The 26,024-nt window shown below is 37.5% G+C and carries 28 protein-coding genes and 1 tRNA gene; 19 read left to right on the forward strand and 10 right to left on the reverse strand.

Going from position 1 to position 26,024, the window contains the following annotated elements:
* Positions 1 to 105: 105 nt before the first annotated feature.
* Positions 106 to 828 (reverse strand): alpha/beta hydrolase, encoded by a 723-nt coding sequence (locus tag ABES02_RS20565; protein ID WP_430139134.1) that lies wholly within the window; start codon positions 826 to 828, stop codon positions 106 to 108.
* A gap of 111 nt (positions 829 to 939) precedes the next feature.
* On the reverse strand, positions 940 to 1,164 hold the full coding sequence (locus ABES02_RS20570; protein ID WP_430139135.1) for a hypothetical protein: 225 nt from the start codon (positions 1,162 to 1,164) through the stop codon (positions 940 to 942).
* A 165-nt stretch (positions 1,165 to 1,329) separates the two neighbouring features.
* On the opposite strand from ABES02_RS20570, the gene ABES02_RS20575 reads away from it, so the two are divergent.
* From ABES02_RS20575 to ABES02_RS20605, 7 genes are all read left to right on the forward strand, one after another.
* A tRNA-Val gene (locus tag ABES02_RS20575) sits at positions 1,330 to 1,401 on the forward strand.
* A 289-nt stretch (positions 1,402 to 1,690) separates the two neighbouring features.
* Complete coding sequence (larB, locus tag ABES02_RS20580; protein WP_430139137.1) at positions 1,691 to 2,449, forward strand: nickel pincer cofactor biosynthesis protein LarB; 759 nt, start codon at positions 1,691 to 1,693, stop codon at positions 2,447 to 2,449.
* On the forward strand, positions 2,446 to 3,279 hold the full coding sequence (locus ABES02_RS20585; RefSeq protein ID WP_430139138.1) for a LarC family nickel insertion protein: 834 nt from the start codon (positions 2,446 to 2,448) through the stop codon (positions 3,277 to 3,279). The genes larB and ABES02_RS20585 overlap by 4 nt, the downstream gene beginning before the upstream one ends.
* Positions 3,280 to 3,299: 20 nt before the next feature.
* Complete coding sequence (gene larC / locus ABES02_RS20590; RefSeq protein ID WP_430139140.1) at positions 3,300 to 3,770, forward strand: nickel insertion protein; 471 nt, start codon at positions 3,300 to 3,302, stop codon at positions 3,768 to 3,770.
* A 191-nt stretch (positions 3,771 to 3,961) separates the two neighbouring features.
* A complete protein-coding gene (gene cccB, locus ABES02_RS20595) occupies positions 3,962 to 4,321 on the forward strand; it encodes a cytochrome c551 (RefSeq protein WP_430139141.1) in 360 nt (119 codons plus the stop codon).
* Positions 4,322 to 4,456: 135 nt separating this feature from the next.
* The gene (gene trpB / locus ABES02_RS20600; protein ID WP_430139143.1) at positions 4,457 to 5,623 is read left to right on the forward strand and encodes a tryptophan synthase subunit beta; all 1,167 of its coding nucleotides are present in this window, start codon (positions 4,457 to 4,459) and stop codon (positions 5,621 to 5,623) included.
* Between the two features lie 304 nt (positions 5,624 to 5,927).
* Positions 5,928 to 7,568 (forward strand): long-chain-fatty-acid--CoA ligase, encoded by a 1,641-nt coding sequence (locus tag ABES02_RS20605; RefSeq protein ID WP_430139145.1) that lies wholly within the window; start codon positions 5,928 to 5,930, stop codon positions 7,566 to 7,568.
* A gap of 63 nt (positions 7,569 to 7,631) precedes the next feature.
* On the opposite strand, the gene ABES02_RS20610 is transcribed toward ABES02_RS20605, so the two are convergent.
* Positions 7,632 to 8,435 (reverse strand): alpha/beta fold hydrolase, encoded by an 804-nt coding sequence (locus ABES02_RS20610; RefSeq protein ID WP_430139147.1) that lies wholly within the window; start codon positions 8,433 to 8,435, stop codon positions 7,632 to 7,634.
* A 492-nt stretch (positions 8,436 to 8,927) separates the two neighbouring features.
* Here ABES02_RS20610 and ABES02_RS20615 point away from each other — a divergent pair, with 492 nt between their 5' ends.
* The 6 genes from ABES02_RS20615 to ABES02_RS20640 all read left to right on the forward strand — a co-directional run bounded on the left by ABES02_RS20615 (position 8,928) and on the right by ABES02_RS20640 (position 14,285).
* The gene (locus ABES02_RS20615; protein ID WP_430139149.1) at positions 8,928 to 10,562 is read left to right on the forward strand and encodes a long-chain-fatty-acid--CoA ligase; all 1,635 of its coding nucleotides are present in this window, start codon (positions 8,928 to 8,930) and stop codon (positions 10,560 to 10,562) included.
* A gap of 21 nt (positions 10,563 to 10,583) precedes the next feature.
* The gene (locus ABES02_RS20620; protein ID WP_430139151.1) at positions 10,584 to 11,363 is read left to right on the forward strand and encodes an SDR family oxidoreductase; all 780 of its coding nucleotides are present in this window, start codon (positions 10,584 to 10,586) and stop codon (positions 11,361 to 11,363) included.
* Between the two features lie 153 nt (positions 11,364 to 11,516).
* On the forward strand, positions 11,517 to 12,008 hold the full coding sequence (locus ABES02_RS20625; protein ID WP_430139153.1) for a hypothetical protein: 492 nt from the start codon (positions 11,517 to 11,519) through the stop codon (positions 12,006 to 12,008).
* Positions 11,980 to 12,609 (forward strand): hypothetical protein, encoded by a 630-nt coding sequence (locus ABES02_RS20630; RefSeq protein ID WP_430139155.1) that lies wholly within the window; start codon positions 11,980 to 11,982, stop codon positions 12,607 to 12,609. Before ABES02_RS20625 ends, ABES02_RS20630 begins: the two co-directional genes overlap by 29 nt.
* Before the next feature lie 20 nt (positions 12,610 to 12,629).
* Complete coding sequence (locus ABES02_RS20635) at positions 12,630 to 13,196, forward strand: polyhydroxyalkanoate biosynthesis repressor PhaR (protein WP_430139157.1); 567 nt, start codon at positions 12,630 to 12,632, stop codon at positions 13,194 to 13,196.
* Positions 13,197 to 13,217: 21 nt separating this feature from the next.
* Positions 13,218 to 14,285: an alpha/beta fold hydrolase gene (locus tag ABES02_RS20640; RefSeq protein WP_430139159.1), complete on the forward strand. Its 1,068-nt coding sequence runs from the start codon at positions 13,218 to 13,220 to the stop codon at positions 14,283 to 14,285.
* An 81-nt stretch (positions 14,286 to 14,366) separates the two neighbouring features.
* Here ABES02_RS20640 and ABES02_RS20645 read toward each other — a convergent pair whose 3' ends face one another.
* Positions 14,367 to 15,146, reverse strand: coding sequence for an alpha/beta fold hydrolase (locus ABES02_RS20645; RefSeq protein WP_430139161.1), 780 nt, complete (start codon positions 15,144 to 15,146; stop codon positions 14,367 to 14,369).
* Between the two features lie 214 nt (positions 15,147 to 15,360).
* On the opposite strand from ABES02_RS20645, the gene ABES02_RS20650 reads away from it, so the two are divergent.
* From ABES02_RS20650 to ABES02_RS20660, 3 genes are all read left to right on the forward strand, one after another.
* Positions 15,361 to 15,909 carry a hypothetical protein gene (locus ABES02_RS20650; RefSeq protein WP_430139163.1) on the forward strand — a complete coding sequence of 183 codons (549 nt, stop codon included), beginning with the start codon at positions 15,361 to 15,363 and terminating at the stop codon, positions 15,907 to 15,909.
* 122 nt (positions 15,910 to 16,031) lie between these two features.
* The gene (locus ABES02_RS20655; RefSeq protein ID WP_430139165.1) at positions 16,032 to 17,171 is read left to right on the forward strand and encodes a sensor histidine kinase; all 1,140 of its coding nucleotides are present in this window, start codon (positions 16,032 to 16,034) and stop codon (positions 17,169 to 17,171) included.
* A complete protein-coding gene (locus tag ABES02_RS20660) occupies positions 17,168 to 17,767 on the forward strand; it encodes a response regulator (RefSeq protein ID WP_430139167.1) in 600 nt (199 codons plus the stop codon). Before ABES02_RS20655 ends, ABES02_RS20660 begins: the two co-directional genes overlap by 4 nt.
* Before the next feature lie 69 nt (positions 17,768 to 17,836).
* On the opposite strand, the gene ABES02_RS20665 is transcribed toward ABES02_RS20660, so the two are convergent.
* Positions 17,837 to 18,682, reverse strand: a complete 846-nt coding sequence (locus ABES02_RS20665) for an alpha/beta fold hydrolase (protein WP_430139169.1) — start codon at positions 18,680 to 18,682, stop codon at positions 17,837 to 17,839.
* A gap of 206 nt (positions 18,683 to 18,888) precedes the next feature.
* Here ABES02_RS20665 and ABES02_RS20670 point away from each other — a divergent pair, with 206 nt between their 5' ends.
* Positions 18,889 to 19,083: an IDEAL domain-containing protein gene (locus ABES02_RS20670; protein ID WP_430139171.1), complete on the forward strand. Its 195-nt coding sequence runs from the start codon at positions 18,889 to 18,891 to the stop codon at positions 19,081 to 19,083.
* Positions 19,084 to 19,158: 75 nt separating this feature from the next.
* Here the strand turns inward: ABES02_RS20670 and ABES02_RS20675 are convergent, their stop codons facing one another.
* The 5 genes from ABES02_RS20675 to ABES02_RS20695 form a co-directional block, all read right to left on the reverse strand.
* Positions 19,159 to 20,049, reverse strand: a complete 891-nt coding sequence (locus ABES02_RS20675; protein ID WP_430139173.1) for a selenium metabolism-associated LysR family transcriptional regulator — start codon at positions 20,047 to 20,049, stop codon at positions 19,159 to 19,161.
* Positions 20,050 to 20,225: 176 nt separating this feature from the next.
* On the reverse strand, positions 20,226 to 20,807 hold the full coding sequence (locus ABES02_RS20680) for a PepSY domain-containing protein (RefSeq protein ID WP_430139175.1): 582 nt from the start codon (positions 20,805 to 20,807) through the stop codon (positions 20,226 to 20,228).
* A 130-nt stretch (positions 20,808 to 20,937) separates the two neighbouring features.
* Positions 20,938 to 21,720, reverse strand: coding sequence for a PepSY domain-containing protein (locus ABES02_RS20685; protein ID WP_430139177.1), 783 nt, complete (start codon positions 21,718 to 21,720; stop codon positions 20,938 to 20,940).
* Positions 21,721 to 21,797: 77 nt separating this feature from the next.
* Positions 21,798 to 23,156 (reverse strand): sensor histidine kinase, encoded by a 1,359-nt coding sequence (locus ABES02_RS20690; protein WP_430139179.1) that lies wholly within the window; start codon positions 23,154 to 23,156, stop codon positions 21,798 to 21,800.
* On the reverse strand, positions 23,153 to 23,857 hold the full coding sequence (locus ABES02_RS20695; RefSeq protein WP_430139181.1) for a response regulator transcription factor: 705 nt from the start codon (positions 23,855 to 23,857) through the stop codon (positions 23,153 to 23,155). The genes ABES02_RS20690 and ABES02_RS20695 overlap by 4 nt, the downstream gene beginning before the upstream one ends.
* Positions 23,858 to 24,032: 175 nt before the next feature.
* On the opposite strand from ABES02_RS20695, the gene pabB reads away from it, so the two are divergent.
* Both pabB and pabA read left to right on the forward strand, forming a co-directional pair.
* Positions 24,033 to 25,433, forward strand: coding sequence for an aminodeoxychorismate synthase, component I (gene pabB, locus ABES02_RS20700; protein WP_430139183.1), 1,401 nt, complete (start codon positions 24,033 to 24,035; stop codon positions 25,431 to 25,433).
* Positions 25,430 to 26,023 (forward strand): aminodeoxychorismate/anthranilate synthase component II, encoded by a 594-nt coding sequence (pabA, locus tag ABES02_RS20705; protein WP_430139185.1) that lies wholly within the window; start codon positions 25,430 to 25,432, stop codon positions 26,021 to 26,023. The genes pabB and pabA overlap by 4 nt, the downstream gene beginning before the upstream one ends.
* The last annotated feature ends 1 nt before the right edge of the window (position 26,024 follow it).

The following is a 26,024-nucleotide window of genomic DNA, read 5'->3' on the forward strand; positions in this document are numbered from 1 at the left end:
AAAAATAATTATTCAAATAAGTCTTCCTAATATTATAACAAATTTTCTAAATTTATTAAATAATATAAAATTAGTTGATATTTATTTGAGTCGATAGTAGTGAGTCTAAAATAACATTTTGAGTGCGCGTCTTAAATCCGGCTGCCAGAAGGTCCAGGTGTGGTTCCCATTAAATTCTTCATAAAAGTATGTAAAAGGCTTTTCATTAATTAGCTTAGAAAGTTGACGGTTGGGTGTTAAGAAGTCACCCGTTTTTCCATCCGTTATTTTTACTTCTGTTTCTTGCTTTCCAATGACATGATAGATCTCTAAAAGCTGCGGTTCGGTAAAGTCAGCAACTAACTCCAGCACTTTTTGGTCTACAAATGGAGATTGCATAAGAACTTTTCCGAATGTATGCGGGTATTGAAGCGCTGTCATTAACGAGACCGTTGCACCTAATGAATCCCCAATAAGTGCTCTTGTGGAACCCATTTGATAAGTTGGGAATTCTTGATCTAGAAAAGGAACTAATTCATGGGCAAGAAAGCGAATGTATGGTTGATTTTGTTCACCAGATGGAAGGTATTTCCTACGGCGATCCTCCACATTTTTATAGGGTACCCCAACAATTATTAAATTTTCAATTTCCCTTTCATAAAGATACTCATCTGCCAAGCGGCCGATTCGGCCAAGCTGAAAATAATCCCGGCCATCCTGGGCGATTAGCAGCGAGTATTTATACAACGGTGAAAAGTTAGCAGGCAGATACACAAGCAACTGCATATCTTCCCCAAGCGCTTCGCTTTGAAAGGTAAGTTCTTTAATCGTGCCTTTAGGAAACTCCATGCGACAAAACCCCCAATAAATCGATATAATACAACTGAATTTTATCATATCTGGAGAGGAAATGCTGTTAACATGGGTGAAGTAGGAATAAGGAGTTAAGCTAAGTGGAAATTAGTGAAGAAAGCGGTTTTTAGGGCGAGTTTCAGGCATGATGGATAAAATATTTTCGCGTTTAAAGGTCCGTATTTGTTTACGCAGCAAACAATAGGCGCGAATGTATTCCTCAGTCACTTCCTTTACGATTAATGTTCGCTGTGACAATTCTTTATTTTCAGCAAGATAAATCATTTCTAATGGAATATTTTCTTCAATTGAACGTACGAAAAGTCCCTCCATATTAATCGCTCCTTTCTTCTTTAATAGTATAATTATAACCGAACATTAGTTCTTTATTCAATGCAAAATAAGAACAAACGTTCTTTTTTTACTAAGTGATTATTTTCCAAAAAGATATTGACATTCTATAAATATTTTATATAATTAAATTTGTACTTAATAAGCGATCCGATAGTTCAGTGGGAGAATACATCCTTGACAGGGATGGGGTCGGGGGTTCGAATCCCTCTCGGATCATAAAAAATTCTAACATCAGAGAGATGTTAGGATTTTTTTTATATTTTTTAGCAATGTTAAAGAACATTGTTGATTTTCGAAGTTCGTTGATTGGAACGGAAGGCGCGAAGACTCCCCGGCACGCCCGCGAACCGCTCGCGCCTGAAGCGGAAATCAACAGATTAGTTTAACAGAGCCATTTTTTAAACAGAGTTAATAGTCAATGTTGAAAGTATTTTTGAACCAACCAAAGAAAATAATAGGTGAAATGGATTCGTATCGAACAGATCGTTTAAGGTGAGTGAAAACAATGTTAGAAGAGATATTGCAGCAAGTCCAAAAAGGCAATTTAAGTGTTTCAGAGGCGAAAGAAAAGTTAGCTACATATGAGAATTTAGGGTTTGCAAAAGTCGATCATCATCGGAAGAATCGTCAAGGATTCCCAGAAGTGATATATGGGGAAGGGAAAACGAAAGAACAAATCCTTTCCATCATTGAAGCAATCAGATTAAAAGATAATGATGTCTTAGTTACACGAATTTCAACAGAAAAAGCTGATTTTATCCTTCGGGAACATCCTGAATTTACCTATAATGAAACAGCACAGATTCTCTTCTGGAAAGAGAACAAAAATAATGAGAAACCAAATCAAGGCTACATTGCCATTGTGTGTGCTGGTACATCAGATCTGAAAGTCGCAGAGGAAGCGGCAATAACAGCTGAAGCGTTAGGAAGTGAAGTACGCCGTTTTTATGATGTAGGTGTCGCTGGAATTCATCGCTTGTTTGATAATATTGAACAAATACAACAGGCAACTGTATCAGTGGTAGTAGCAGGAATGGAAGGAGCTCTGCCAAGTGTAGTTGGCGGGCTCGTATCCCATCCGGTGATTGCAGTTCCAACAAGTATAGGTTATGGTGCAAATTTCAATGGTTTGTCAGCTTTGTTGACAATGTTGAATTCGTGCGCATCTGGTATAAGTGTTGTGAATATCGACAATGGGTTTGGTGCTGCGTACAATGCTGTACTGATTGATAATATAGCAAAAAAAGGAGCCAACAACGGATGAAAACACTTTATATCGATTGTTTTTCAGGGATCAGCGGTGATATGTTCATTGGAGCTCTCTTAGATGCAGGTGCTGATCCTAAAATTTTAGAAGAAGAATTAAAAAAGCTTCATTTTGAAGATGAATATCAATTGACATGGAAGAAAATCGTTAAAAACGGAATCACAAGCACTAAGTTTGATGTAGTGCTAGCACATACTGACCACCATCACGATCATCATCACGGGCATGACCACCACCATGAGCATGACCACCACCATGAGCATGAACATCACCATCATGAACATGACCACCACCACGGGCATGATCATCATATTCACCATCACCGTTCATACAGTGATATTGTAAAAATGATTGAATCATCTGATTTAGCGGCTGAAGTGAAAGAGACTTCATTAAAAATCTTTCGGAAAATTGGAGAAGCAGAAGGGCATATTCATGGTATGCCATTAGAAGAAGTCCATTTTCATGAAGTAGGTGCAGTCGATTCGATCATTGATATTGTCGGAGCTGCAATCTTAATTCATCAATTAGACATAAAGAAAATACAATCTTCAGCCATTCCTGTAGGCTCAGGAAGAATACATATCGATCACGGTGTTTATCCAGTTCCGGCACCAGCCACACTTGAAGTATTAAAAGGTGTCCCGATTGAACAAAGTAATGTACGATTTGAACTTACAACCCCAACAGGTGCAGCCATCGTAGCAGTTCTAGTAGAAGAATTTTGCACGATTCCATCCATAAAAGTAAAATCAATTGGATATGGTGCGGGAACAAAAACCTTTAAAGACCGTCCAAATGTACTTCGAGTCATCATTGGAGAATAATTCATAGGAGGAGTATACAAGTGGTTTCTCATCCTCATAACAATGAACATATTGATGACGAAATGATCAAGATGGAAGTGAATCTTGATGATGTGCCAGGTGAATGGCTCGGCTATGTCATGGATTTACTTTTTGAAGCTGGGGCAAATGATGTATTTTATACACCTATTTATATGAAAAAAAATCGACCAGGAGTTTTACTTCAACTTCTTTCAGCTCGTCAAAAAATAGATAAAATGAAAGAAATATTATTTAAAGAAACAACTACATTAGGTGTACGCTATTATCCCTTAACAGTTCATCGGCTTGAAAGGAAGTTTAAAAGCGTGGAAACCGTGTGGGGCCCTGTTACAGTGAAGGAGGGCTATTATGAAGACAAACTCGTACAAAGTGCTCCAGAGTATGAAGAGTGTAAACAAATTGCCAAAATTCATAAGATCCCTTTGAAACAAGTGTATGAGCAGGTTTGGAAGATGATCAATCATGACTAAAGACTCAAAAAGGAGAGGTGTAATCTCTTTTTTGAGTCTTTTTTATTGTTGTAGAATTATGATAAAAAACGGATGGATGAAGGAGCCTCCGCAAGCAGATAATCGCGAGAAATTAATATACGGTTAGTCAAATAAGAAATGAATATTACAGGTAAAAAAAACAAAATCTAAATTTAATGGAGGTGAGAACGATGAAGAAACTCATTAATGGTGTAGTTTGTATTGTTTTCCTCGGATTTCTAGCAGCATGTGGCGGTGGCAATGATAAGGATACTACAGATAAGGACACCACTACTGAAAAAACCAAAGAAAAGGCTCCAGCAACAAACACGGCTAATGCAGATGCGACCTTCCAGCAGACTTGTGCAGCCTGTCATGGCGCAGATTTAAAAAGTGGAAGTGCACCAGACCTAGATAAGATTGGATCGAAATATTCAAAGGCTGAAATTCTAGATATTATCCAAAATGGTAAATCAGGCGGTATGCCTGCGGGGCTTTTAAAAGGTGATGATGCAGACGCAGTTGCAACCTGGCTATCTGACAAAAAATAATAGTAAAGAAAAACCAGAATGGTGCTAGAATGCCAATCTGGTTTTATTTTTAAAATAAATATTTGAATATTCAGTTAAATATATTTATAATACTGTTATTGAGCCAAAATAATAGATTTAAGGAGATGAGTGGAAATGGAGAAAGTTAGTGTTGAGAGCAAAGGTTATTTTGGAGAATTTGGCGGAAGTTTTATTCCTGAGGATCTTCAACAGGTGATGAATGTACTAGAAGAGCAATTTTTAAAATACAAGGATGACCCTGATTTTCAAGAAGAATTTAAATACTATCTTAAAGAATACATAGGGAGGGAAAATCCGTTAACATATGCCGAAAATTTAACGAAGCGGCTGGGCGGTGCCAAAATATATCTCAAGAGGGAAGATTTAAACCATACAGGCGCCCATAAAATTAATAATGCTATTGGTCAAATATTATTAGCAAAGCGAATGGGAGCCAAGCGAATTATTGCTGAAACAGGCGCAGGTCAACATGGTGTTGCAACAGCAACAGCATGTGCGATGTTTGGTATGGAATGTGTGATCTATATGGGCAAGCTTGATACAGAACGTCAAGCGTTGAACGTTTTCCGAATGGAATTACTAGGGGCAAAAGTAATCCCAGTAGCCAATGGCCAAGGTCGTTTAAAGGATGCAGTGGATGCAGCACTCGGTGACTTGGTGCAAAACTATAAAAATACCTTTTATTTACTAGGATCGGCTGTTGGGCCACATCCTTATCCAACAATAGTTAAACACTTCCAGGCAATTATCAGTGAGGAATCCAAACGACAAGTGCTTGAAAAGGAAGGGAAACTGCCGACTGCAGTTATTGCCTGTGCAGGTGGTGGCAGTAATGCGATTGGAGCGTTTGCCCATTATATTGATGAGAAGAATGTTCGCTTAATTGGCGTTGAACCTGCTGAGGCACCAACCTTAACGGAAGGGATTCCTGCTGTTATCCATGGATTCAAGTGTTTGACGCTGTTAGATGAAAATGGCGAACCAAAACCAACCTACTCCATTGCTGCAGGCTTGGATTACCCTGGGGTGGGGCCGGAGCACAGTTACTTGAAAACTAGCGGCAGAGCGGAATATGTAACTGTAACAGGTCAGGAAGCGTTGGATGCTTTTCAACTTTTAAGTAAGACGGAAGGGATCATCCCGGCGCTTGAAAGCTCACATGCGGTTGCCTATGCTATTAAGTTAGCAAAAGAATTGTCAACCCATGACGTTTTAATCGTTAACTTATCAGGCCGAGGTGATAAGGACGTAGAACAAGTTTTTCATATGCTGCAAAAATAAATATTGGTTCCTGAAACCGTAAAAAAAGAATTGCTGGCAACTTAGCTGGCAATTCTTTTTTGTTCAAAGAAATTTCATAAAATTGTATTAAGGTTTTGTGAACAAGGGGTAACTGCTCGCCAACATTCGACTATTTTCAAGGAAATACTTTATAAAACCAACATCATGTCCATATAATCCGATGGAGATTTGAAGAAACATGTCGAGATTCGTACGTTTACAATTAGTTCATTCCTTACAATAATTTAAATTGTATGAGAAGCCATTAGTAATTGTGCAATTTATTTTAAGAGGAGGATGTATAATGATCTATCAAGAAAAGCCATGGTTGAAGCTTTATGATCCAAGAATTGATGAGCATGTAAGTGTGAAGTATGAGTCACTTTACGATTTTTTAGAAAATGCTGTTGCACGGTTTGGTGAAAAACCTGCCTTTACTTTTTACAATAAGGTTTTTAGCTACAACGATACAAAAATGATTGTTGACAGGCTCGCATCCACTTTACATAAGGAAGGCTTTAAAAAAGGTGATAGGGTAGCCATTATGCTGCCAAACTGCCCACAATATATTTTCTCTTTGTTTTCTATTTTTCGCTTAGGCGGCATTGCTGTCCAAGTGAATCCAATGTATGTGGAAAGAGAAATAGGCTTTGTATTAGAAGATTCCGGAGCCAAATATATGATTGCACTCGATGCCTTCTACCCTAAAGTGAAAAAAGTACAAGCGGATACATCATTAAAAAAGGTTATAGTTGTAGGCTTTGGTGGCAAAAGAAAGGAATTGGCTGAGAGCGATGACTATTTTGAAGTAGCCTTACAAAGTGAAATGCAAATTCCTGAAGTGGAAATTGACCCTCATGAAGATGTCGCGGTATTACAATATACTGGTGGTACGACTGGAGTTCCTAAAGGTGTTATGCTTACACACTTCAATCTATTAGCTAATTTTAATCAGGTTTGTGATTTTATTTATAATACTTGTGATAATATTCCAGAATCCTTTAAGATGATAACCGTTCTGCCAATGTTTCATGTTTATGGGCTCTCCAGTGTAGCATTATGTGGGATAAGAGAAGGGGCGAATCAGATTATCTTACCTCGTTTCGATGTGAAGGAAGTTTTAGAGACAGTTAAGTGCGAGAAACCTTTCATCTTCGCAGGGGTACCAACCATGTATTTTGCTTTAAATAGTCAACCAGAATTATTAAAGGAGTGTAGTTTCGAAGATTTGTATTTCGTTGGCAGCGGCGGGGCGCCATTACCTGTTGAAGCAGCAAAAGCCTTTGAGAAAATAACGGGTGCTATTCTTCGGGATGGATATGGACTCTCCGAAGCAGCGCCGACACTTATCTTTAATCCTCCTTTTGTCCCTAGAAAATATGGCAGCATTGGAATACCGGTTCAGAGTACAGTGGTTAGAATTGTTCGTGAAACGCTAGAAGGCAAATTTGAGGATGTTCCTGTCGGAGAATCTGGAGAATTAATTGTTAAGGGTCCACAGGTTATGAAAGGATACTGGAACCGTCCAAAAGATACAGAAGAGGTATTGAAGGACGGCTGGCTATTTACCGGAGATATTGCCAGGATGGATGAAGATGGTTATTTTTATATTCTTGATAGGAAAAAAGATATGATAATTGCAAGCGGATACAATGTTTATCCTCGTGAAGTAGAGGAGGTATTGTATAAACTAGAGGGTGTGGAAGAAGCAATTGTTATCGGTGTACCGGATTCCTATCGCGGGGAAACTGTGAAGGCATTTATTAAGATGAAAGATGGATTTGAACTTTCAGTGGATACTATTCTGCAGTTTGCAAAGGATAATCTTGCACCATATAAGGCACCAAAAGAAGTAGAAATCCTTAAAGAGCTTCCAAAATCATCTGTTGGTAAATTGTTAAGAAGAGTGCTTCGTGATGAAGAACTTACTAAAGTAAAAGCTTAAAAGCTATCATCAAGTTATAAACGTAAAATACCCGACCAATTTTGGATCGGGCATTTTACATTTTTATTGTTTTTTTAGGAACTCTATTACTCTATTATTTACAAAATCATTTTCTTCCGTCACATAAATGTGCCCAGCACCTTTGATGGTTAGAAATTCGGCATTTGGAATTTTCTCTGCTAATGTTACTCCGTTATCATAAGGAACTAACCTATCCTCATCACCATGTATGACGAGTGTAGAGGCTTTAATTTGTTCAATCTCATTGTACGTGTCATGCGCTAGGCAAGCTTGCAGTTGGAGCATATAAGCGTATGGAAGAATAGGAAGTTCTATTCTTCGCTGGATATCCTCAGCAATGAGTTCCCGCTGATTTTCGATAAACGATTGACTGTATAGAATCGGAGCCGTTGCCCAGGCCATTTCCTCAGGAGTAGCAGTTGAAGAAGCTCTTGATAACATTAGCATCGAGACATCCGCACTAGGCTGTACATGATTGACACCTCCAGAGGTTGTACAGCCAAGGATGAGAGAGCGTACCTTTTCTGGATATTTAATGGCAAATCGTTGAGCAATCATACCTCCCATCGAAATGCCATAAACATGGGCAGATTCAACCCCCGCACCATCCAAAACAGCTCTTGTATCTTCTGCCATAAGTTCAATGGAATATGGGGTATTCGGTTTCCCGCTGTGACCTACGCCCCGATTATCGAAAATAATAACTTTGTATTGCTCACTTAAAGCAGGCAGAGTTCTGAACCAGGATTTTGAATTAAGAGACAACCCCATAATTAATAGTAATGGTTCACCTTCTCCGTGCACCTCATAATAAAGATCAATCCCATTTGCATTGGTAATTGGCATATTATTCAACTCCTCGTTTGTAAGATTACGGTAAATTATATGATAAATGGGATTAGCACAGAACAAAATTGGCGCGGAATTAAAACCTAAAAGAAATCATTATAGAAGAATATCATTTTAAAGAAAAAGTCATGAGTGATTGTTTTTTGGTAGGGTTGATTTTCGGGTAAATTTGTAAAATAATAAACATTTTGTGTCGGAGCAACGAAAGATTTTCCGACAATTTTCGGCACAATCTTCAAATTTTTTATTTGAAAGGGATGACATAAAATTGCGGAAACAAGGAATTTTTAGGATTTCCTTCTCATCTGCTCTAGTCTCTTGCAGAAAAATGTCGATAATGATAGGTTTACAAATCTATATTTTTCTACAATAATTATAATTATATTAATATTCTTATTATTTTAATGGTAGAAACCTCTTAGGATAGACAGCAATTTTTAAATAGTATGGAAGTTGATATAACAAAATCATGAGGAGGCATCGTGTTTTATGGTTTATCTGCAAAAGCCGTGGTTAAAAGTCTATGATTCAAGAATTGATGAGCATGTTCAAATTGAGCATAATTCCCTTTACGAATTCCTACAAGGTGCAGTAACCCGTTATAATGACAAACCTGCTTTCACATTCTTTGGTAAAGTTTGGACATTTAACGAAACAAAAGAATTTACGGATCGTTTGGCCACTGCCTTACATAAAGAGGGATTTAAAAAAAGTGATCGTTTAGCGATAATGCTTCCAAATTGCCCTCAATATATATTCACCTTATTTGCGACATTTCGCATGGGTGGGATTGCTGTCCAAGTTAACCCAATGTATGTCGAAAGAGAAATAGAACATGTTTTAAATGATTCAGGCTCAAAATATATAGTTGTACTCGATGCTTTCTATCAAAAAGTAAAAAAAGTACAGCCTAATACATCGGTAGAAAGGGTTCTCGTTGTAGGCTTCGGAGGAGAGAGGATTGCCCTTACAGACGGAGATCATTATTTAGATGAATTCCTCCATGATGAGGTACATATTCCTGAAGTAGACATTAATGGACATGAAGATGTAGCCCTCCTTCAATATACTGGAGGAACGACAGGGCCATCCAAAGGTGTTATGCTGACCCATAAGAACCTTTTAGCAAACTTTAATCAAGTATGTGATTTTGCCTATAAAACATGTGATAATAAACCTGAAGACTTTAAAATGATTACAGTCCTTCCGATGTTCCATGTTTACGGGCTCTCTAGTGTTGCCCTTTGCGGAATCCGAGAAGGCGCCAATCAAATAGTATTGCCTCGATTTGATCCAAAAGAAATAATGGAAACGGTTAAACGTGAAAAACCATTCCAAATGTCTGGTGTACCGACTATGTTTTTTGCCCTGAATAGTCAAGAAGGATTGGAAGATTGCGGCTTTGACCAGATGTACTATATTAGTTGCGGCGGAGCACCGTTGCCAATCGAGGCAGCAAAATTGTTTGAAAAAAGAACAGGTGTAAAACTGCTTGACGGATATGGATTATCTGAGTCGGCTCCAACAGCCATTTTTAGTCCGCCTTTTGTCCAAAGGAAATATGGAAGTGTCGGGATTCCGGTTCAAAGTACAACAGTTAGGATTGTTCAGACAACCGATGATGGATTTGTTGATGCACCAGTTGGTGAAGCAGGTGAATTAATTATTAAAGGTCCGCAGGTTATGAAGGGATACTGGAACCGTCCGGATGATACCACCGAAGTATTAAAGGATGACTGGCTGTTTACTGGTGATATCGCCAAAATGGATGAAGATGGCTATTTTTACATTGTTGATCGCAAAAAGGATATGATAATTGCGAGCGGTTACAATGTATATCCTACTGAAATTGAGGAAGTGCTTTACCAGTTAGATGCAGTCGAAGAGGCATTGGTCGTTGGGGTTCCAGATCCATATCGCGGTGAAACTGTAAAAGCCTATGTGAAGTTAAAAGCAGGGGCCGTTATTACTGAAGAGGAAATTAAGCAGTTCGGTAAGGAAAACCTTGCTCCATACAAGGCACCTAAAGATGTAGAAATACTAGAAGAACTTCCAAAATCCTCAGTCGGAAAATTACTGAGAAGAGTTTTAAGAGATCAAGAGAAATTAAAAATAAAAGCTTAATAGAATACAGGAGGGATAAGGATGAGTTTACAAGATTTATTTAGTTTAAAAGGGAAAACAGCTATAGTTACTGGCGGCGGCAGAGGCTTGGGTCAACAAATTGCTGAGGTATATGCAGAGGCAGGAGCAAATGTGGTCGTCTGCTCAAGAGATATTGACGCATGCCAGGAGTTAAGTGATGCCCTAAAAGAAAAAGGCGTTCGTTCCCTTGCCATTAAATGTGATGTTTCCAATCCGGAGGAAATCCAGCACGTTGTGGACGAAACGTTAAAAGAATTTGGTCGAATTGATATTTTAGTCAATAATAGCGGGACAAGTTGGGGTGCACCGGCATTAGAGATGCCAGCTGATAAATGGGATAAAGTTATGGATATCAACCTTAAAGCTGTCTTCTTATTTTCTCAGGCTGTAGGAAAAATTATGAAGGAACAGCGCTCTGGAAAAATCATTAATATTGCCTCAATTGCAGGAATGGGTGGTCAAAATCCATTAGTAATGGATGCGATTGGCTATTCAGTAAGCAAGGGAGCGGTTATTACGTTAACCCAAGAACTAGCAGTAAAATTAGCACCTTATAATGTTCATGTGAATGCGATTGCACCGGGATTCTTCCCTACCAAAATGACAAAGGCCATTTTAGGCTATTCAGGAGAAAAAATCCTTGAGCGTACTCCTGCTGGACGCTTTGGCTCTGACGCGGATATGAAAGGACCTGCACTTTTCCTAGCTTCTAGTGCATCTGATTATGTATTTGGTCATGTTCTAGCTGTAGATGGCGGATCAAGTGCATCAGTTCTATAAACTATTTCTAATCAATGGATAAAATTAATAAGTATCTTCATAGAAAAATAGTTAAATATTTTTCATTATTTTCTTAAATTTCAAATTGACTTAAGAGCTTGAATTTACTATGATAAGAGAAACATACCGACCGGTTAGTTAAGAGGGGCTTTGATGGATTCTAAACAACAAGATTCAATATTTGATTATAAAAAACTTGAAGATGAAATCAATAAAAGTATCCATGACCGTACTAATAGCCGATTCTTTACTCGTGCCTTTGGCAAGGGAATGGATGCCCATCTTAGCCAATTAAAGGTTCACAGAAGGTTAACAACTAAGTGGTTAAATCGTAAAGACCTTCCGAATAAAGATGAAATAGCTGCTCTTTCCATCAGAATGGTAGATTGTGAGGAAAAGCTGGATTTTCTTGATGAGAAATTCTATATAATAACAAAAAGAATGCAAGAGAATTGTTTCAATGTAAAAAGAGTGAAGAAGGCATTTGAAGATTTGCTTGTTATTTTAGAAGAAGAAGTAAAAGAAATACAAGATAATAAAATAAAAAGGTTAGAGGAAGAGCTGTTTGAATTAAAGCAGCTTTTTCATACAGATTTCGAATTGGAGGAGAATATCGATGGCGAAGAAAAAAGAAACAGACCTTGAAACAATGGTTGAAAATCAAGAAGCAGAAATCCAACCTGAGGAGCAGCTATCAAGTTTCGACTTATTATGGAGGGTTGGATTTGATGAATTAGATTCATGGGCTGAAAGATATAACAAGCGCGATGAACTTTTCCTTGCAGAGGCTAAAAACTATGTGGAAAGACTCAGACGCAATCAGGAAAATATTAAAGCAATCTCAGAGCAATTTAACAAAGAGCTAAAGGAATGGGAAAAAGGCGCACGGGAAGAACTTCTTGTGACAACAACGTCTCTCCAGCAATTTTTCCCTATTAAATCGTATGAAGAAATCAATCAGGTTGTGGATGATATTCAAACTAAAACCACGTCCCTATTGTTAACTCCATTTCGTTCATTGAAGAATGGCCAGGCAATTGAAAAGTACTTAGAAACGCTTGAACAATATATTTCTTTTAGGAAAAAAGGCAGAGAGAAATATGTGGATAGTGTAAAGAAGACAACGAATGTCGTCTATGAAAATCAAAAAATATTTGCAAACCTTTTTGCAAAACAAGTGAAAACGGCTATGTTCCCTTTTCAACAATATATGAAAAGTGTATCTGAATTGTCTAGAAAATCATAACAAAATAGGGGTGGAAGAAAATGTCGGATAAAAAATCATACGATCCATATGAGTCATTTCACAAGTTTAGTCAATTGTGGGAAAAGCAAATAAATGATTTTATCTATCTTTGGACAAATAACAAAGAATATGTCAAAATGACCAATTTCGGGACTGAAATGCAATCGCGCTATATGGAAGCATTTAAAAAGAATCAAGAAGCAATGGCAGGTGTATTAAATTTACCTACTAAAAATGACGTCGCAAATGTGGCAACCTTAGCCGTTCAAACTGAGGATAAAATCGATGCGCTTGAGGAACAAATTTGGGAACTGCAGGAATCCATGAAGTCTCAAAGCAAAGAAATTGAAAGTGTTGTAGAAGTATCAAAAGAAATCATTAAATTAACAAAACAGCTAAAAACAGAATTAATAAAATCGAAAAAAGAAATTGACGATACAAAGAGTTTACATGCAGAGCTTCAAGAAATGAAATTTGAGCTTATGAAATTACAAGATTTTAAAGAAGAATTTGCGGCACTTAAGGGGCTCATTGAAAAAGACAAAGCTGCAGAACCAGTGTTAACTGGGGCAGGATCTTCTAAATAATAATAAAAGGGAGGGAAAAGCGTGGCGACAGAAACACCTTTAAAAAACTTAATTCCAAATTGGAATTATGAGAAAGAAATGAAACGCTGGGGACAAATGTTTAAGCTTTTAAGTGAACCCGAGCCAAAGGTCGGTCATACACCTAGAAACGAAGTATGGAGAAAAAATAAATCTGTATTATGGCATTATCCGGCTAAACAGAAAAAATATAGTATTCCGTTATTTTTCGTATATTCCCTATTTAATAAGCCATACATTTTAGATATTGCCCCAAAGGCTAGCGTTTTAGAAAACCTAACTAATATGGGCTATGATGTCTATTTATTAGATTGGGGTGCACCAGGATATGAGGATAAGAAGATTGGTTTGGACACCTATATCGAGAAATATTTAAGGACAGCTGTTAAGCGCGCTATTCGCCACTCAGGAGCCGAAGAAATTACACTAGTAGGATATTGTTTAGGTGGTACGATCGCATCCATTTATGCAGCCATTGCGGAAGAACCAATTAAAAATTTAATTGTTGCAACTGTTCCAATTGATTTTGAACCATTTATTGGACCAGATAAATGGGCTGAAGGTATGAAAAATGGCGATGTTAATATTGACCGTTTAATTGATGTTTTTGGAATCGTCCCTCCAAAGATGGTAGAGGGTATGTTTAGAGCTATTGGAGCGCCAGTTTACTTTACAAACTATACCATGCTTTTAAATCGAGCGCATGATCAACGATATGTAGATAAATGGCGCCGAATGAATAAATGGACGATTGACCAGGTCCCTTTTGCTGGAGAGGCATATCGCCAATTAGCGAATGACCTTTTTAAAGAGAACAAGTTAGTAAAAGGGGAATTCATGATTGGAAATAAAAAAGTGGATCTGAAAAATATTAAGGCAAATCTTTATGTTGTAGTAGGATCTAGAGATAATTTAATTTTAGAAGACCAAAGTAAACCGATGATGGAATTAGTGTCGAGCGAGGATAAAACCTATAATGTTGTTGAGGGTGGACATGTCAGTTTAGCCTTGACAGGTATATTTGCTGGTATTGTGGATCAATGGGCTTCAAAACGATCTAATCCACTATAAAATTATTCTGTAATAAGAGTCAGTACAAGTAAATAAATTAATTATGAGCAATTGGGAGGAGGAAGGAATGAATTCCTTCCCCTAACTAGCTTTTTTGTGTTTATTTAAAAAGTTGCGAAGTACTTCGTTGAAGGCTTCCTTCGCTTCCAGCTTTGCAATATGTCCAGTATTTCTGAAAATAACAAACTCTGAGTGGCGAATTTGTTTATGCATCAGTAATTGGACCCAAACTGGGATGACGGAATCATATTGTCCGCCAATGATTAAGGTTGGAACTTTAATTTTAGGAAGAAGACTTATATTATTAACTTTTAGACATGCCTCCATCGATTTATAATAATATTCACTATTTGGTTTGTAAAATTGATAAAAGTGATCAAAATTTTCTTTTGACCATGAGTAAAGGCAAATCTTTGCTGCCGTTTCTCTTAGATCGTCTGGAGATTTATTTTCTGCACGGGCTTCCCTGAATTTCAAGAATAATTTTCCGAGCTGTTTTGGTGCATAATGGAAGGTGCTGACAAGCATTAAGGAACGGCACATTTCAGGGGCCTGACGATAAATTTCCTGCGCTACCATGCCTCCCATTGATAGACCACAAATGTGGGCGCTTTCAATTTCAAGACCTCTCAAAAGTGAAATAATGTCGTAGGCAAAATTTTTAATTGATATTTCACCAGGTGAGTGATACTCACCATGTCCCCTTAAATCGGGAATGATTAGGTCAAACTGATCGGCAAATTCGAACTGATTAGACCAACCTTCCTTTATCTCTCCAAGACCGTGGATAAAAACTAATGGCTCACCTGTACCAAGGCGTAAATAGGGAATTCCGGAGCAGCTTTTAAATACTTCGCTCAAAACACATTCCTCCTCAAGTTTTTTATAATAATCTATGTTTCCAACATTGCTAAGGTATAAACATTTATAAAATTCCGATTATTTTATTATATAATCAGTATTGACAGATTATAACACATAGGTGTAAATTACATATATAGACTAGCTAAGAAAATACATACGGTGTAAGAACGTTCCAATCCAGGGAACCAAATAAAAAGGAGAGGGTTAGAAAATGAGTACGACAAAGAAAGTGGAACAAGAAGCAGCATTAGATTCTAATCGATTTGTAGACACATTATGGAATCAATATGAGCAATCTTTAAACCGCTCGAGAAAAATGCGTGAAAGAAGAGAAGAAGCCTATCTTAATGCAGTAAAAGAAGTAGTCAAATTTAATCAAGAATTTAGAGGTTCACTTGCCAGTCTTTTTCAAACTTCAAGACAGACAAGTTCAGAGCTTGTTAAAGGGGTATCAAGCAGTTTGGTAAAAAGAGTGGAAGAAACACAAGCTGTACGCCCAGAATTGAAGGATCAATTCGGTGAGGTAACTGAACGTATCGAGCAACTAACCATGGCCCCACTTGCAGCTGGATTAGACCTGCTTCAACGATTTGAAGAAAATTTTGTTGAAGGTAGTGAAAATTATGTGAATTATACGAGAGAGCGCCGCAATGGCTGGGAGAAAGTTTCTGATGAATATGTAAAGGCTGCAAGAAACAGCCACAAAAAATTAGCTCGTCGCCTTGAAGAGAGCGGGAAAGTATTAGTTAGTACAAATTAAAGTCCTTTATAAAAACTCTGCTGTCGTTTTGACAGTAGAGTTTTTTGTTTTCTTTCCAAATGAAGGGACTTTACGTTAAGATTAAGGAATAAGGTAAGTATTATGAAAATGAGGTCCAATCCATGATAAAAAAGTATATGACTTTCCAAAAAAATAATGGGATTGCTCCATATATTTGGACGGTTCTCTGTATATTACCCTTTTACTTTATTTTTCAATCTCCCTCCACAATCGAAATTGTTGTGGGGATCTTGCTTACGCTGATATTCTTTATCCTTTATCGGATTGCCTTTATTTCAAAAGGATGGCCGGTTTATCTTTGGACGTTAATTCTTATTGGGATTTCGATAACTGCCACCAGTCTTTTCAGTTATGTTTATTTTGCTTTTTTCCTTGCATATTTTATTGGCAACATTAAAGACCGAGTACCTTTTTTAACCTTGTATTTTATTCATTTACTCAGTACCTCGGCATCGATCAATTACAGTATTGTGATGCAGGAAAAGTTGTTTTTACAGCAATTACCTTTTGTCATTATCATCTGGATTAGCGTTATCCTCCTTCCTTTTAGCATTTATAATCGGAAGGAGAGGGGGCAACTAGAAGAAAAACTGGAGGATGCGAATAAGAAAATTTCTGAGTTGGTCAAAATGGAGGAGCGGCAGCGGATTGCCCGGGACCTTCATGATACATTAGGACAAAAGCTTTCCTTAATTGGCTTGAAGACGGATTTGGCAAGGAAATTAATCACAAAAGACCCTGAACAAGCACGTAATGAATTGAAGGATGTTCAGCAAACGGCACGGACGGCGTTAAGCGAGGTAAGAAAAATGGTCTCCTCAATGCGCGGTATTCGGTTAAAGGATGAAATTCTTCAGGTTAAGCAAATGCTCAAGGCGGCTCAAATTCAATGTGTTTGTGAAGGCGAATTCAATTTAACGAATGTTTCATTACTGACGGAGAATATATTAAGTATGTGTTTGAAAGAGGCCGTCAATAATGTTGTCAAACATAGCGGTGCCTCGTCCTGTTATGTTTCCATTGAGCAATCGTGGAAGGACATTGTATTAACAGTTCGTGATGATGGTATATTTAAGGTTGAAGAAAGTTTCAAAGCTGAAGGGCATGGACTGATTGGAATGAAGGAACGACTTGAGTTTATTAATGGCAGTCTTGAACTTGTGACTAGCGATGGAACAGTATTAAACATTAGAGTGCCAAATGATGTGAAGCCGGAATTAGATAAGGAGGAGCGGAAATGATTCAAATCGTTATCGCTGAAGATCAGCAAATGCTGCTGGGAGCCTTTGGATCTCTGCTTAATTTGGAAGATGATATGGAAGTAATCGGAAAAGCCTCTAATGGAGAAGAAGCAGTCGCACTGGTGAAAAAATTCAAGCCTGATGTTTGCATAATGGATATTGAAATGCCTGGGAAGAGTGGACTTGAAGCAGCGGAAGACATTAAGGGTCTTGGGTGTAAGGTAATTATCTTAACAACTTTTGCACGAACAGGCTATTTTCAGCGAGCTTTAAAGGCTGGTGTCAGCGGGTATTTATTGAAAGACAGCCCAAGTGAAGAGCTTGCGAACTCCATACGCAGTGTAATGGCAGGCAGACGTATTTATGCACCTGAATTAATGGATGATGTCTATGGTGAAGAAAATCCTTTAACTGACCGGGAAAAAGAAGTGTTAGAACTTGTTGCCGATGGTAAGAATACCAAGGAAATTGCAGAGGAGCTCAGCATTAAAACTGGAACCGTTCGGAACTATATTTCCATCATTTTAGATAAACTGGAAGTTAAAAATCGTATTGAAGCGATTACGCAATCAAAGGAAAAAGGCTGGTTTAAATAAAAAGCTAACAGGAATCAAAAAACCACCGGTTGGTGGTTTTTATATTTTTACAAGAAATAGGGGTGGACACTATTCGACAGCAGTTTGAAATTTAGCTGAAAAGCTCTTTATATAATCAAAAATTTCGTTGGGTCTTTCTTCGGGGAGAGCGTGACCCGTTTCTTTTAAGACAATTAATTCAGAGTTGGCCAGATCTTTGTTTAGTTTCTCGCCAACGGTAAGGGGCATTGATTTGTCATGGTCCCCCCAAAGGAGTAGACAGGGAGTTTTGATTTGCTTTAGAATTTTCGGAGGAAGATCGCCCTCGCGGTCCCGAATCATTCTAGTAAGGGCAACAAATATTTCATCCTGTAAAAACGGCTGCAAGTAGCCGTTAATCATTTCATCATTAATGATTGAGTGATTATAAAGTGCATCTTGAAGATTTTTTCTCACTCCAGTCCGTGCGAACCAATACTTCACAAAAAGGTGAAAATAGGGAAGGTAACTTGTTAGGATTAATGGCAGTTTAGAGCGTTTTAGATACGCCGAACTGCATAATAGGATGGCCTTGTCAGCAAGTTCTGGCATCATATGAAGAATATTCAAAACAATTTGTCCGCCCATTGAATGACCGATAAAGGTCATCTTTTTTAAGCCAAAATACTCCGTAAGTTTAATCACGGTTTGAGCTAAATTTTTATAAGAGTATACGTAGCGATTACATTTAGCGCTTTTCCCAAAAGGGGGAAGATCAACGGATAACACTTGATATTCTTTTTTGAGCAACGAAATTAAATGACGAAATGTAAAGGTGGAAGAAAGAAAACCATGCAGTAGAACGAATGTTTTGTCCGAAGATGGTTTAGGATAAAATTCATAATAAACATTAATGTTATTTACCGGATGATAACCGGTTAATACATCCTGTTCCATCAATCTCATCCTCCAATTCCATCAATAATAGTTGAAATTAATGTTCCCTAATTTTGCATCCTTACACCAATAAATTCATGGCAATTCATTTTAAGATTTTCACCTTTTTCATTATTTCCAACTTTTTTTGCCTTTTTTGAAATAAAATGTTTGAATTTTTAGAAAACTAACTGTATAATAAAAAAAAGCTCAAGGAGTTGATTTCCATGGAAAAGAAGTTACTAAATTCACCACAACATTCGGATGAACATACAGATACTGTTGTTGCAGAGATGTTCCTAAACCATGTCCTGATTGAATTTAAAAGGGAGAAGATCCGCAAGGAAATCGACCAAACTTTACAAGAAGGGAACAAGGAATTATTCCTAAAGTTAACAGAAGAGCTTAAGAAAATTTCCTAATTCATTGACTAATGTATTTACTACTAAAAAAATGAAGCCCTATCCTTCATGTGGATATGGGCTTCATTCTGTTTTTTAGTTTATTGCAAATTGGGTAACTTTCTCGATGAATAACTTAGAAATCAGAGATAGGGTCTTATTTTGATTATATACTAGATAGAAATACCTCTCTTCAGTGAAATCATCAAGCACATACATTTTTATCGAGCTCTGTTTTGCAAATTCTTTTGCAGCGACTTCTGAAATAATGGAGACACCGATATCCTCCATGACAAATTGTATAATGCTCTGGACGCTATCAGTATAGGCAATAATATTCATATCTTCTTTTTGAATTTTATTTTTCCTTAAAAACCTTTCAATCGATGCGTTCGTCCCTGAACTTGGATTCCTCATAACAAATGGGTACTTCGTGATGTCATGAATGTCGAGTTTTTCCATAATGGGAACTTGATTTGAAGTAATTAGTACTAATTTTTCTTTTAATAAAGGAATAAAATGGAGCTTATCATGTTCATATTTTTCTCCTAATATCCCCATATCAACGGACCCATTAAGGACCTGATCAGCAACAGTTTTGGAAGAGGATTGATTAATATGAAATCGTGCATAAGGAAATTGCTCTCTAAATTGTTTTACCATCCTAGGGACTAGAAATTGACCTGGAACAGAACTTGCTGAAATCCGAATCATTCCCTGTAATTCTGTCATTCCTTGATTTAAGTCCAATAACGCTTGGTCTTTTAAGAACAAAATTTTAAGTGCCCATTGGTACAATCGCTCTCCATAAGGGGTTAGGACGCTTTCCCGTCCCACACGGTCAAAAAGAGTAACATTCAAAGTCTTTTCTAATGAATGTATATGAGAACTTACCGTGGATTGGCTTAAAAAAATATCCTCTGCTGCTTTCGAAAAGCTTTTATGCTCTACAACCTTTGTAAATACATACAACTGATGTAAATCCATGTTAACACCGCCATCTATATAAAAAATCGATTTAATCCAATTGATATAATAGATAAGTTAAATAAATATTATTATAGCATTTCTATAAAACAATTTAGAATTTCGATAAATAAAAAGAAGCCCAATCCATTTGGATAGGGCCTCTTCACTTTAAACCATTTTAAACTATCAAAAAGTTAGTTATCATCATCGCCGCTATGTCTGTTTTGGTGACTGCCATCGTCAGTCTTATTATCATCATCCCCGCTGTGTCTATTTTGATGTGAGCCATCACCTGATTTATCGTTATCTTCGCTCACATTTTTATGATCATCTTTATCTACTCTGACCACTTTTGCGGTCTCTGCGTCAATTCGTACCTTGGCTTCTCCGCTGCTAGTAGTTAACTCTACTTTGTATTGCATTTTGCCGTGCTCAATTTCTTGCTCAATCTCTCTTACAGTACCGTCTACCGTCTTCATTGCAATTTCAGCAGCTTGGTCTGAAGAAATTAAATTTTTACTAGCAGTTTGTGAGCTATTACTGTCCTTGGGATCAACCTTAACATATTTCTTGCCATGTTCTGTTTCGATTTCAACCTTTTGCCCATTGACCGTTGTTTCAGATTTGCTTTGGCTGTTTACTGATGCACTGATCTTTTTATCATCTTGATGATTTGAATCATCTGGGCGAGTATCATTTTTCGATGCACTTACAAATGCTGCACCACCCAAAATTAGTAAACCTGACAACGCACCAACAATTATCTTATTTCTCATTGTAAATTCCTCCTTCGTATTTGTTTCTACAATGATAGAATATCCAGCGAAGATTAGAGGATAGGGAAGAGAAACATTAGAAATTAATGAGAGTCGATGTTGATTCTTTGCAATTTATTTCAAAGGGTAATTAGTCGTCATCTTTTTTATTATCATTGCTTTTATCATCAGATTTTTTATCATCGGTTTTATTGTTATCTTCCTTTTTGTGATCATCCCATGTTACTGAAAGCACATTGCCTGTAATGGCGTGAACTTGCACAACCGCTTCCAACCCGTTTTTCGTTTTAACTTTTATAAGGTAATAGGTGACCTCTCCCTTGGTTTCAAGCCAGATATGGTCCACGATCCCATTTACTTGTTTCGCGGCAATTTTACCTGCCTCAGCTTCTGTTAACCTCTTTGGGGGCTCATTGATATTTATTGACGTACTTGAGATGATGGACCCTGACACAGCATTAATTGTAATCGTTGTCTGTTTATTCCCTTCGGTTACAACGGCCTTATATATTGGCTCTCCATTGCTCTCTAATTTTTCTAAAGATGCAATGGTTCCCTTTGCCTCAGCTAGTACAATGGTTTTTATCTTTTCCTCCGATAATATGCTTGAAGGTGGTTGATTCTGAGGTACTGAATTATTTTCTATTCTCTGAAAGGATAAAATTTTACCGTTTGTCGCATTTATCTTGATCTGATAAAGATAATTTTGTTTTTCTAATTTCAGATGATATTGTTGGCCGGCAAGCTTAATTTGTGTTACCGTACCTTGATAACGTTTTTCCACGAGTTTTTCTGCATCCTGTTTGGATAGTAGCTGAGCACTTGCATTCGTATGATCAAGCATTTGCCAGGTAATGAAAATTCCTGCTATAAAAAAGCAGAAGAACAGCCAAATCCATAATTTATTTTTCATTTCTTCACCTCACCACATATACATACTCCTATTTTCTAACACGAAAATTAGAAAATGCTGAGAAATTGGTTGTTTTTTTATCTTTTTAGAAAAAGAGCAGCAGTGGTTCCGACCCCTTCTTTACTTTCAAGCTGTATCCTGGCACCAATGGCGTCTGCGATTTCCTTTGCTAATGAAAGTCCAAGGCCAGACCCGCCTTTTTTTCGATTTCTGACCTTATCAACGCGGTAAAAACGATCAAAAACTTTTGGTAGTTCTTCATTACTAATGCCAATTCCTCGATCGCTAATCTTGACATACGCATCTCCATCCACCACTCCAAATGAAACAGTTATGATGTAATCACTATATTTCCGGGCATTATCAAGAAAAATAAACAATAGCTGCTTTAATTTCTTTTCATCTGTTTCAATCGTAATTGGTCGAACAACAGTGTTTTCCTGTTCTAAGTGGATTTCTCTGTTAAATCCATTTCGGAATGCTTTTACAGTTTGGTTTAAAAAATCTTCAAGATTTATTGGAACCTTTTGGATGTTCCACTGTTCATGGTGTTTTGCAAGTAACAATAATTGCTCTGTCATTTCTTTCATCCGGATTGCTTCAGAATGAATGGCCTCAATGGATTCCGAAAAAAGTTCCGGATCTGCTAAACCTCTTCTTTTTAATAAACTTGCATAACTTTCAATAATCGTTAATGGAGTTTTAAATTCATGTGATGCATTGGATACAAACATTTTTTGCTTTTCGTAGTTGGTTTCAAGTAAATCAATCATATGGTTAAAAGTTTCACCCATTTGAAAAAGTTCATCCTTTGACTTTTCCTCAAGGGTTAAGCGTTTAAAGCGGCCACTCTGTCTAATTTCAGTCATCGTATTGATCATAGAGGTTACCGGCATCGTAATCAGTTTACTCAGAATACGACTTGAGATAATGACAGGAATTAATGCTAGAAACGTCACAACGATTAGAACTAGACGGAGCACTTTTAAGTTATCTGTAGCAGATATAATACTTTTCGTAATTTGTAGATTCGCAACACTGCCATCCCGCATTATAATTGGCATCGATACAAACGTATAAGTACGATTCTGATAAGAAATGAATTGACTCAATTCCGCTTGGAAGAAATTTATTTTTCGCTCAATTAATTTTTGCTCCGTTGAACTTGTCACAGACGATAAGCGGTGGTTATCAGTTGTAACAAATTCTATCATTCCATTAATAGGTACATAAGAGCGGAGCAGTTCTCCTTCTGGAATAGAACCAAGTGATTCACCTATGTCAGTAGCTGTTTTTTCTAATTCCTTTTTTGCTGTTTCTAGCTCACTATCGAGTATTAATTTGCTAAAGGTAAGATATACCGAAAGATTCATAACAATTAACAGAAAAGCCACCAAAACAGCGGTTGATAAATTAATTTTATTACTTAGCTTCATTTGGCTTCCTTCAAAACATAACCAACACCACGAACGGTATGTATTAAAGCGGGCATGTTTGGAAGGTCTAGCTTTTTTCTAACATACCGAATGTAAACATCTACTACATTCGTATCTCCCAAAAAGTCATACCCCCAGACGGCTTCTAAAATTTGGTCCCTATTCAAGACTTGGCGTTTATTGGTAAGTAAATAAACAAGTAGGTCATATTCTCTTGGAGTTAAATCGACTGAGCCTTCACCTCTGTAAACCTCACGCGTTCTCTGATTAATTTTCAAATCGGCAAAAGTCAACAAGTCAGTGTCTACCTCAATTTGTTCAACTTCCGTCACTTCTTTGAATCTTAGTGCAGCACGGATCCGCGCCAGTACCTCTTCAATTTGAAAGGGCTTCGTAATATAGTCATTTGCACCATAATCAAGTCCTGAAACTTTATCCTCAACAGAACCTTTTGCCGTTAATAATAATACGGGAGTATGTTTATCATTTATGCGGATCCTCCGCAGCAGTTCAATTCCACTTAAGCCGGGAAGCATAACATCTAGTAAAACCAAATCCCATTTCCCAGACCGATAGGCATCGAAAGCCTCGAGCCCATCCATCACTTTTGTTACCTGGTATCCCTCATACTCGAGTTCAAGCTCTAGAAGCCTGGCAATCTTTTCTTCATCTTCAACGACAAGTATGGTTTCTTTTTTCATTAAAAAGCCCCCTTTTGTAAAAATTCTAACTTTTCCAATAATTCATCTTATTACCTTTTTTTCCACAGGAGCACTAATTTATCCTTCTTATTTAAAATAAGAACTTCTTCTACCTTCAAAAACTTTTTCAGTTAAAGTATGATGAAACAGTAGAAACAGGATGGGAGTGACTAGTTTGCCGCAGCTTCACATTTATAGTAAAAAAATACCTTATTCATATTCGAAGTTTTTCCGTCAATTTCGCTCAATTGCACATAACAGCAACTATCATGTGTTATTGGAAAGTGGACGGGGAGGCCGATACAGTATTGCAGCCTTTGAGCCTGAAACAATCATGAAAGGAAAAAATGATCAGCTGGAGATTATCAATAGTTCGGGGACAGAAAAAATAACAGGTAATCCATTACATTTACTGAAGGAATGGATAAACGAGTATAAGGTCGACAAAATAGAAGGGCTTCCTAGCTTTTTAGGAGGAGCAATCGGGTTTATCAGTTATGATTATGCACGGAATATAGAAAACCTACCTGAATTAGCTAGAGATGATTTAGAAACACCAGACATATACTTTTTTATCGTAAAAGAATGGTTTGTTTTTGACCACGAAAATGATATCTTATGGCTTTTATTTTTGGCTGAAAATGATCACGATATCGATGAGAAGCTTTCTTCCTGGGAAATGCGCTGGCTTCAAGAATCGGCCACAGAAGTATCTTCTAAAGCTGTGAAGATTGATGAAAATCAATTAGAGGTTTCAATGACAGAAGAGGAATTTAAAGCTGCAGTTCAAAAGATCCAGCACTATATTGCACAGGGGGACGTATTTCAAGTCAATCTCGCTGTGCGCCAATCCAAACCGCTTCAAGTAGAAGCAATGGATGTGTATGAACAATTGAGGTCGTTAAACCCATCACCATATATGGGGTATCTTCATACACCAGACTTTCAGCTTGTTAGTGGTTCTCCTGAGCTTTTAGTGAAAAAAAACGGCTCGGAAGTTAGTACGAGACCAATTGCAGGGACTCGCTCAAGAGGGAAGGACAATGATGAGGATGTAAAACTTGCAAATGAATTAATCGAAAATGAAAAGGAACGGGCAGAACATGTGATGCTTGTAGACCTCGAGAGGAATGATTTAGGAAGAGTATGCAAATATGGGACAGTCGAAGTGGATGAATTTATGGTCATTGAAAAATACTCCCATGTGATGCACATCGTGTCTAATGTAAGAGGTGAATTAGCAAAGGATAAATCAAGCTTTGATATTATTGACGCAGTATTCCCCGGCGGTACAATCACTGGTGCTCCTAAAGTCCGTACGATGGAAATTATTGAAGAGCTCGAGCCCGTTCGAAGGGGAATTTACACGGGTTCTCTTGGTTGGATAGATTTTAGCGGAGATTTAGAATTAAACATTGTCATTCGAACCATGCTCGTAAAAGACGGGATGGCACATGTACAAGCAGGAGCTGGAATTGTGATTGATTCTAATCCAAAGCATGAATACAAGGAATCCTTGAAGAAAGCGGCTGCATTATGGAAAGCTAAAGAATTGGCAGAGGGTGAGCAACGATGATTTTTATGATTGATAATTATGATTCATTTACTTTTAACTTAGTTCAATATCTTGGTGAGCTAGGTGAGGAATTAGTCGTAAAACGAAATGATCAAACTACTATCGAAGAAATTGCTGCATTTAAGCCGAAATTCTTAATGGTTTCACCAGGACCCTGCAGTCCGAATGAAGCAGGAATTAGTTTAGAGGCTATTGATGCATTCGCAGGGAAAACGCCGATTTTTGGTGTTTGTCTTGGGCATCAAGCGATTGCACAGGCCTTCAATGGAGAGGTTGTACAGGCCGAGCGGCTGATGCACGGAAAAACCTCCGAAATGTATCATGACGGAAAAACCATTTTTCAAGGACTTCCCAATCCTTTTCCTGCAACCAGGTATCACTCTCTTATAGTCAAAAAAGAAACCTTGCCTGATTGTTTCGAAATTTCAGCTTGGACAAAGGAAGGGGAAATCATGGCGATCCGCCATAAGGAGCTGCCAATTGAAGGTGTGCAATTTCATCCTGAATCGATAATGACTACATGTGGGAAAGAGTTATTACGAAACTTCGTCCAACATTATGGAAAAGTTCATATAGTAAAAGGGAGTTAAG

It is taken from the genome of Neobacillus pocheonensis (genome assembly GCF_050477905.1).
GTDB classification, from domain to species: domain Bacteria; phylum Bacillota; class Bacilli; order Bacillales; family Cytobacillaceae; genus Neobacillus; species Neobacillus pocheonensis_A.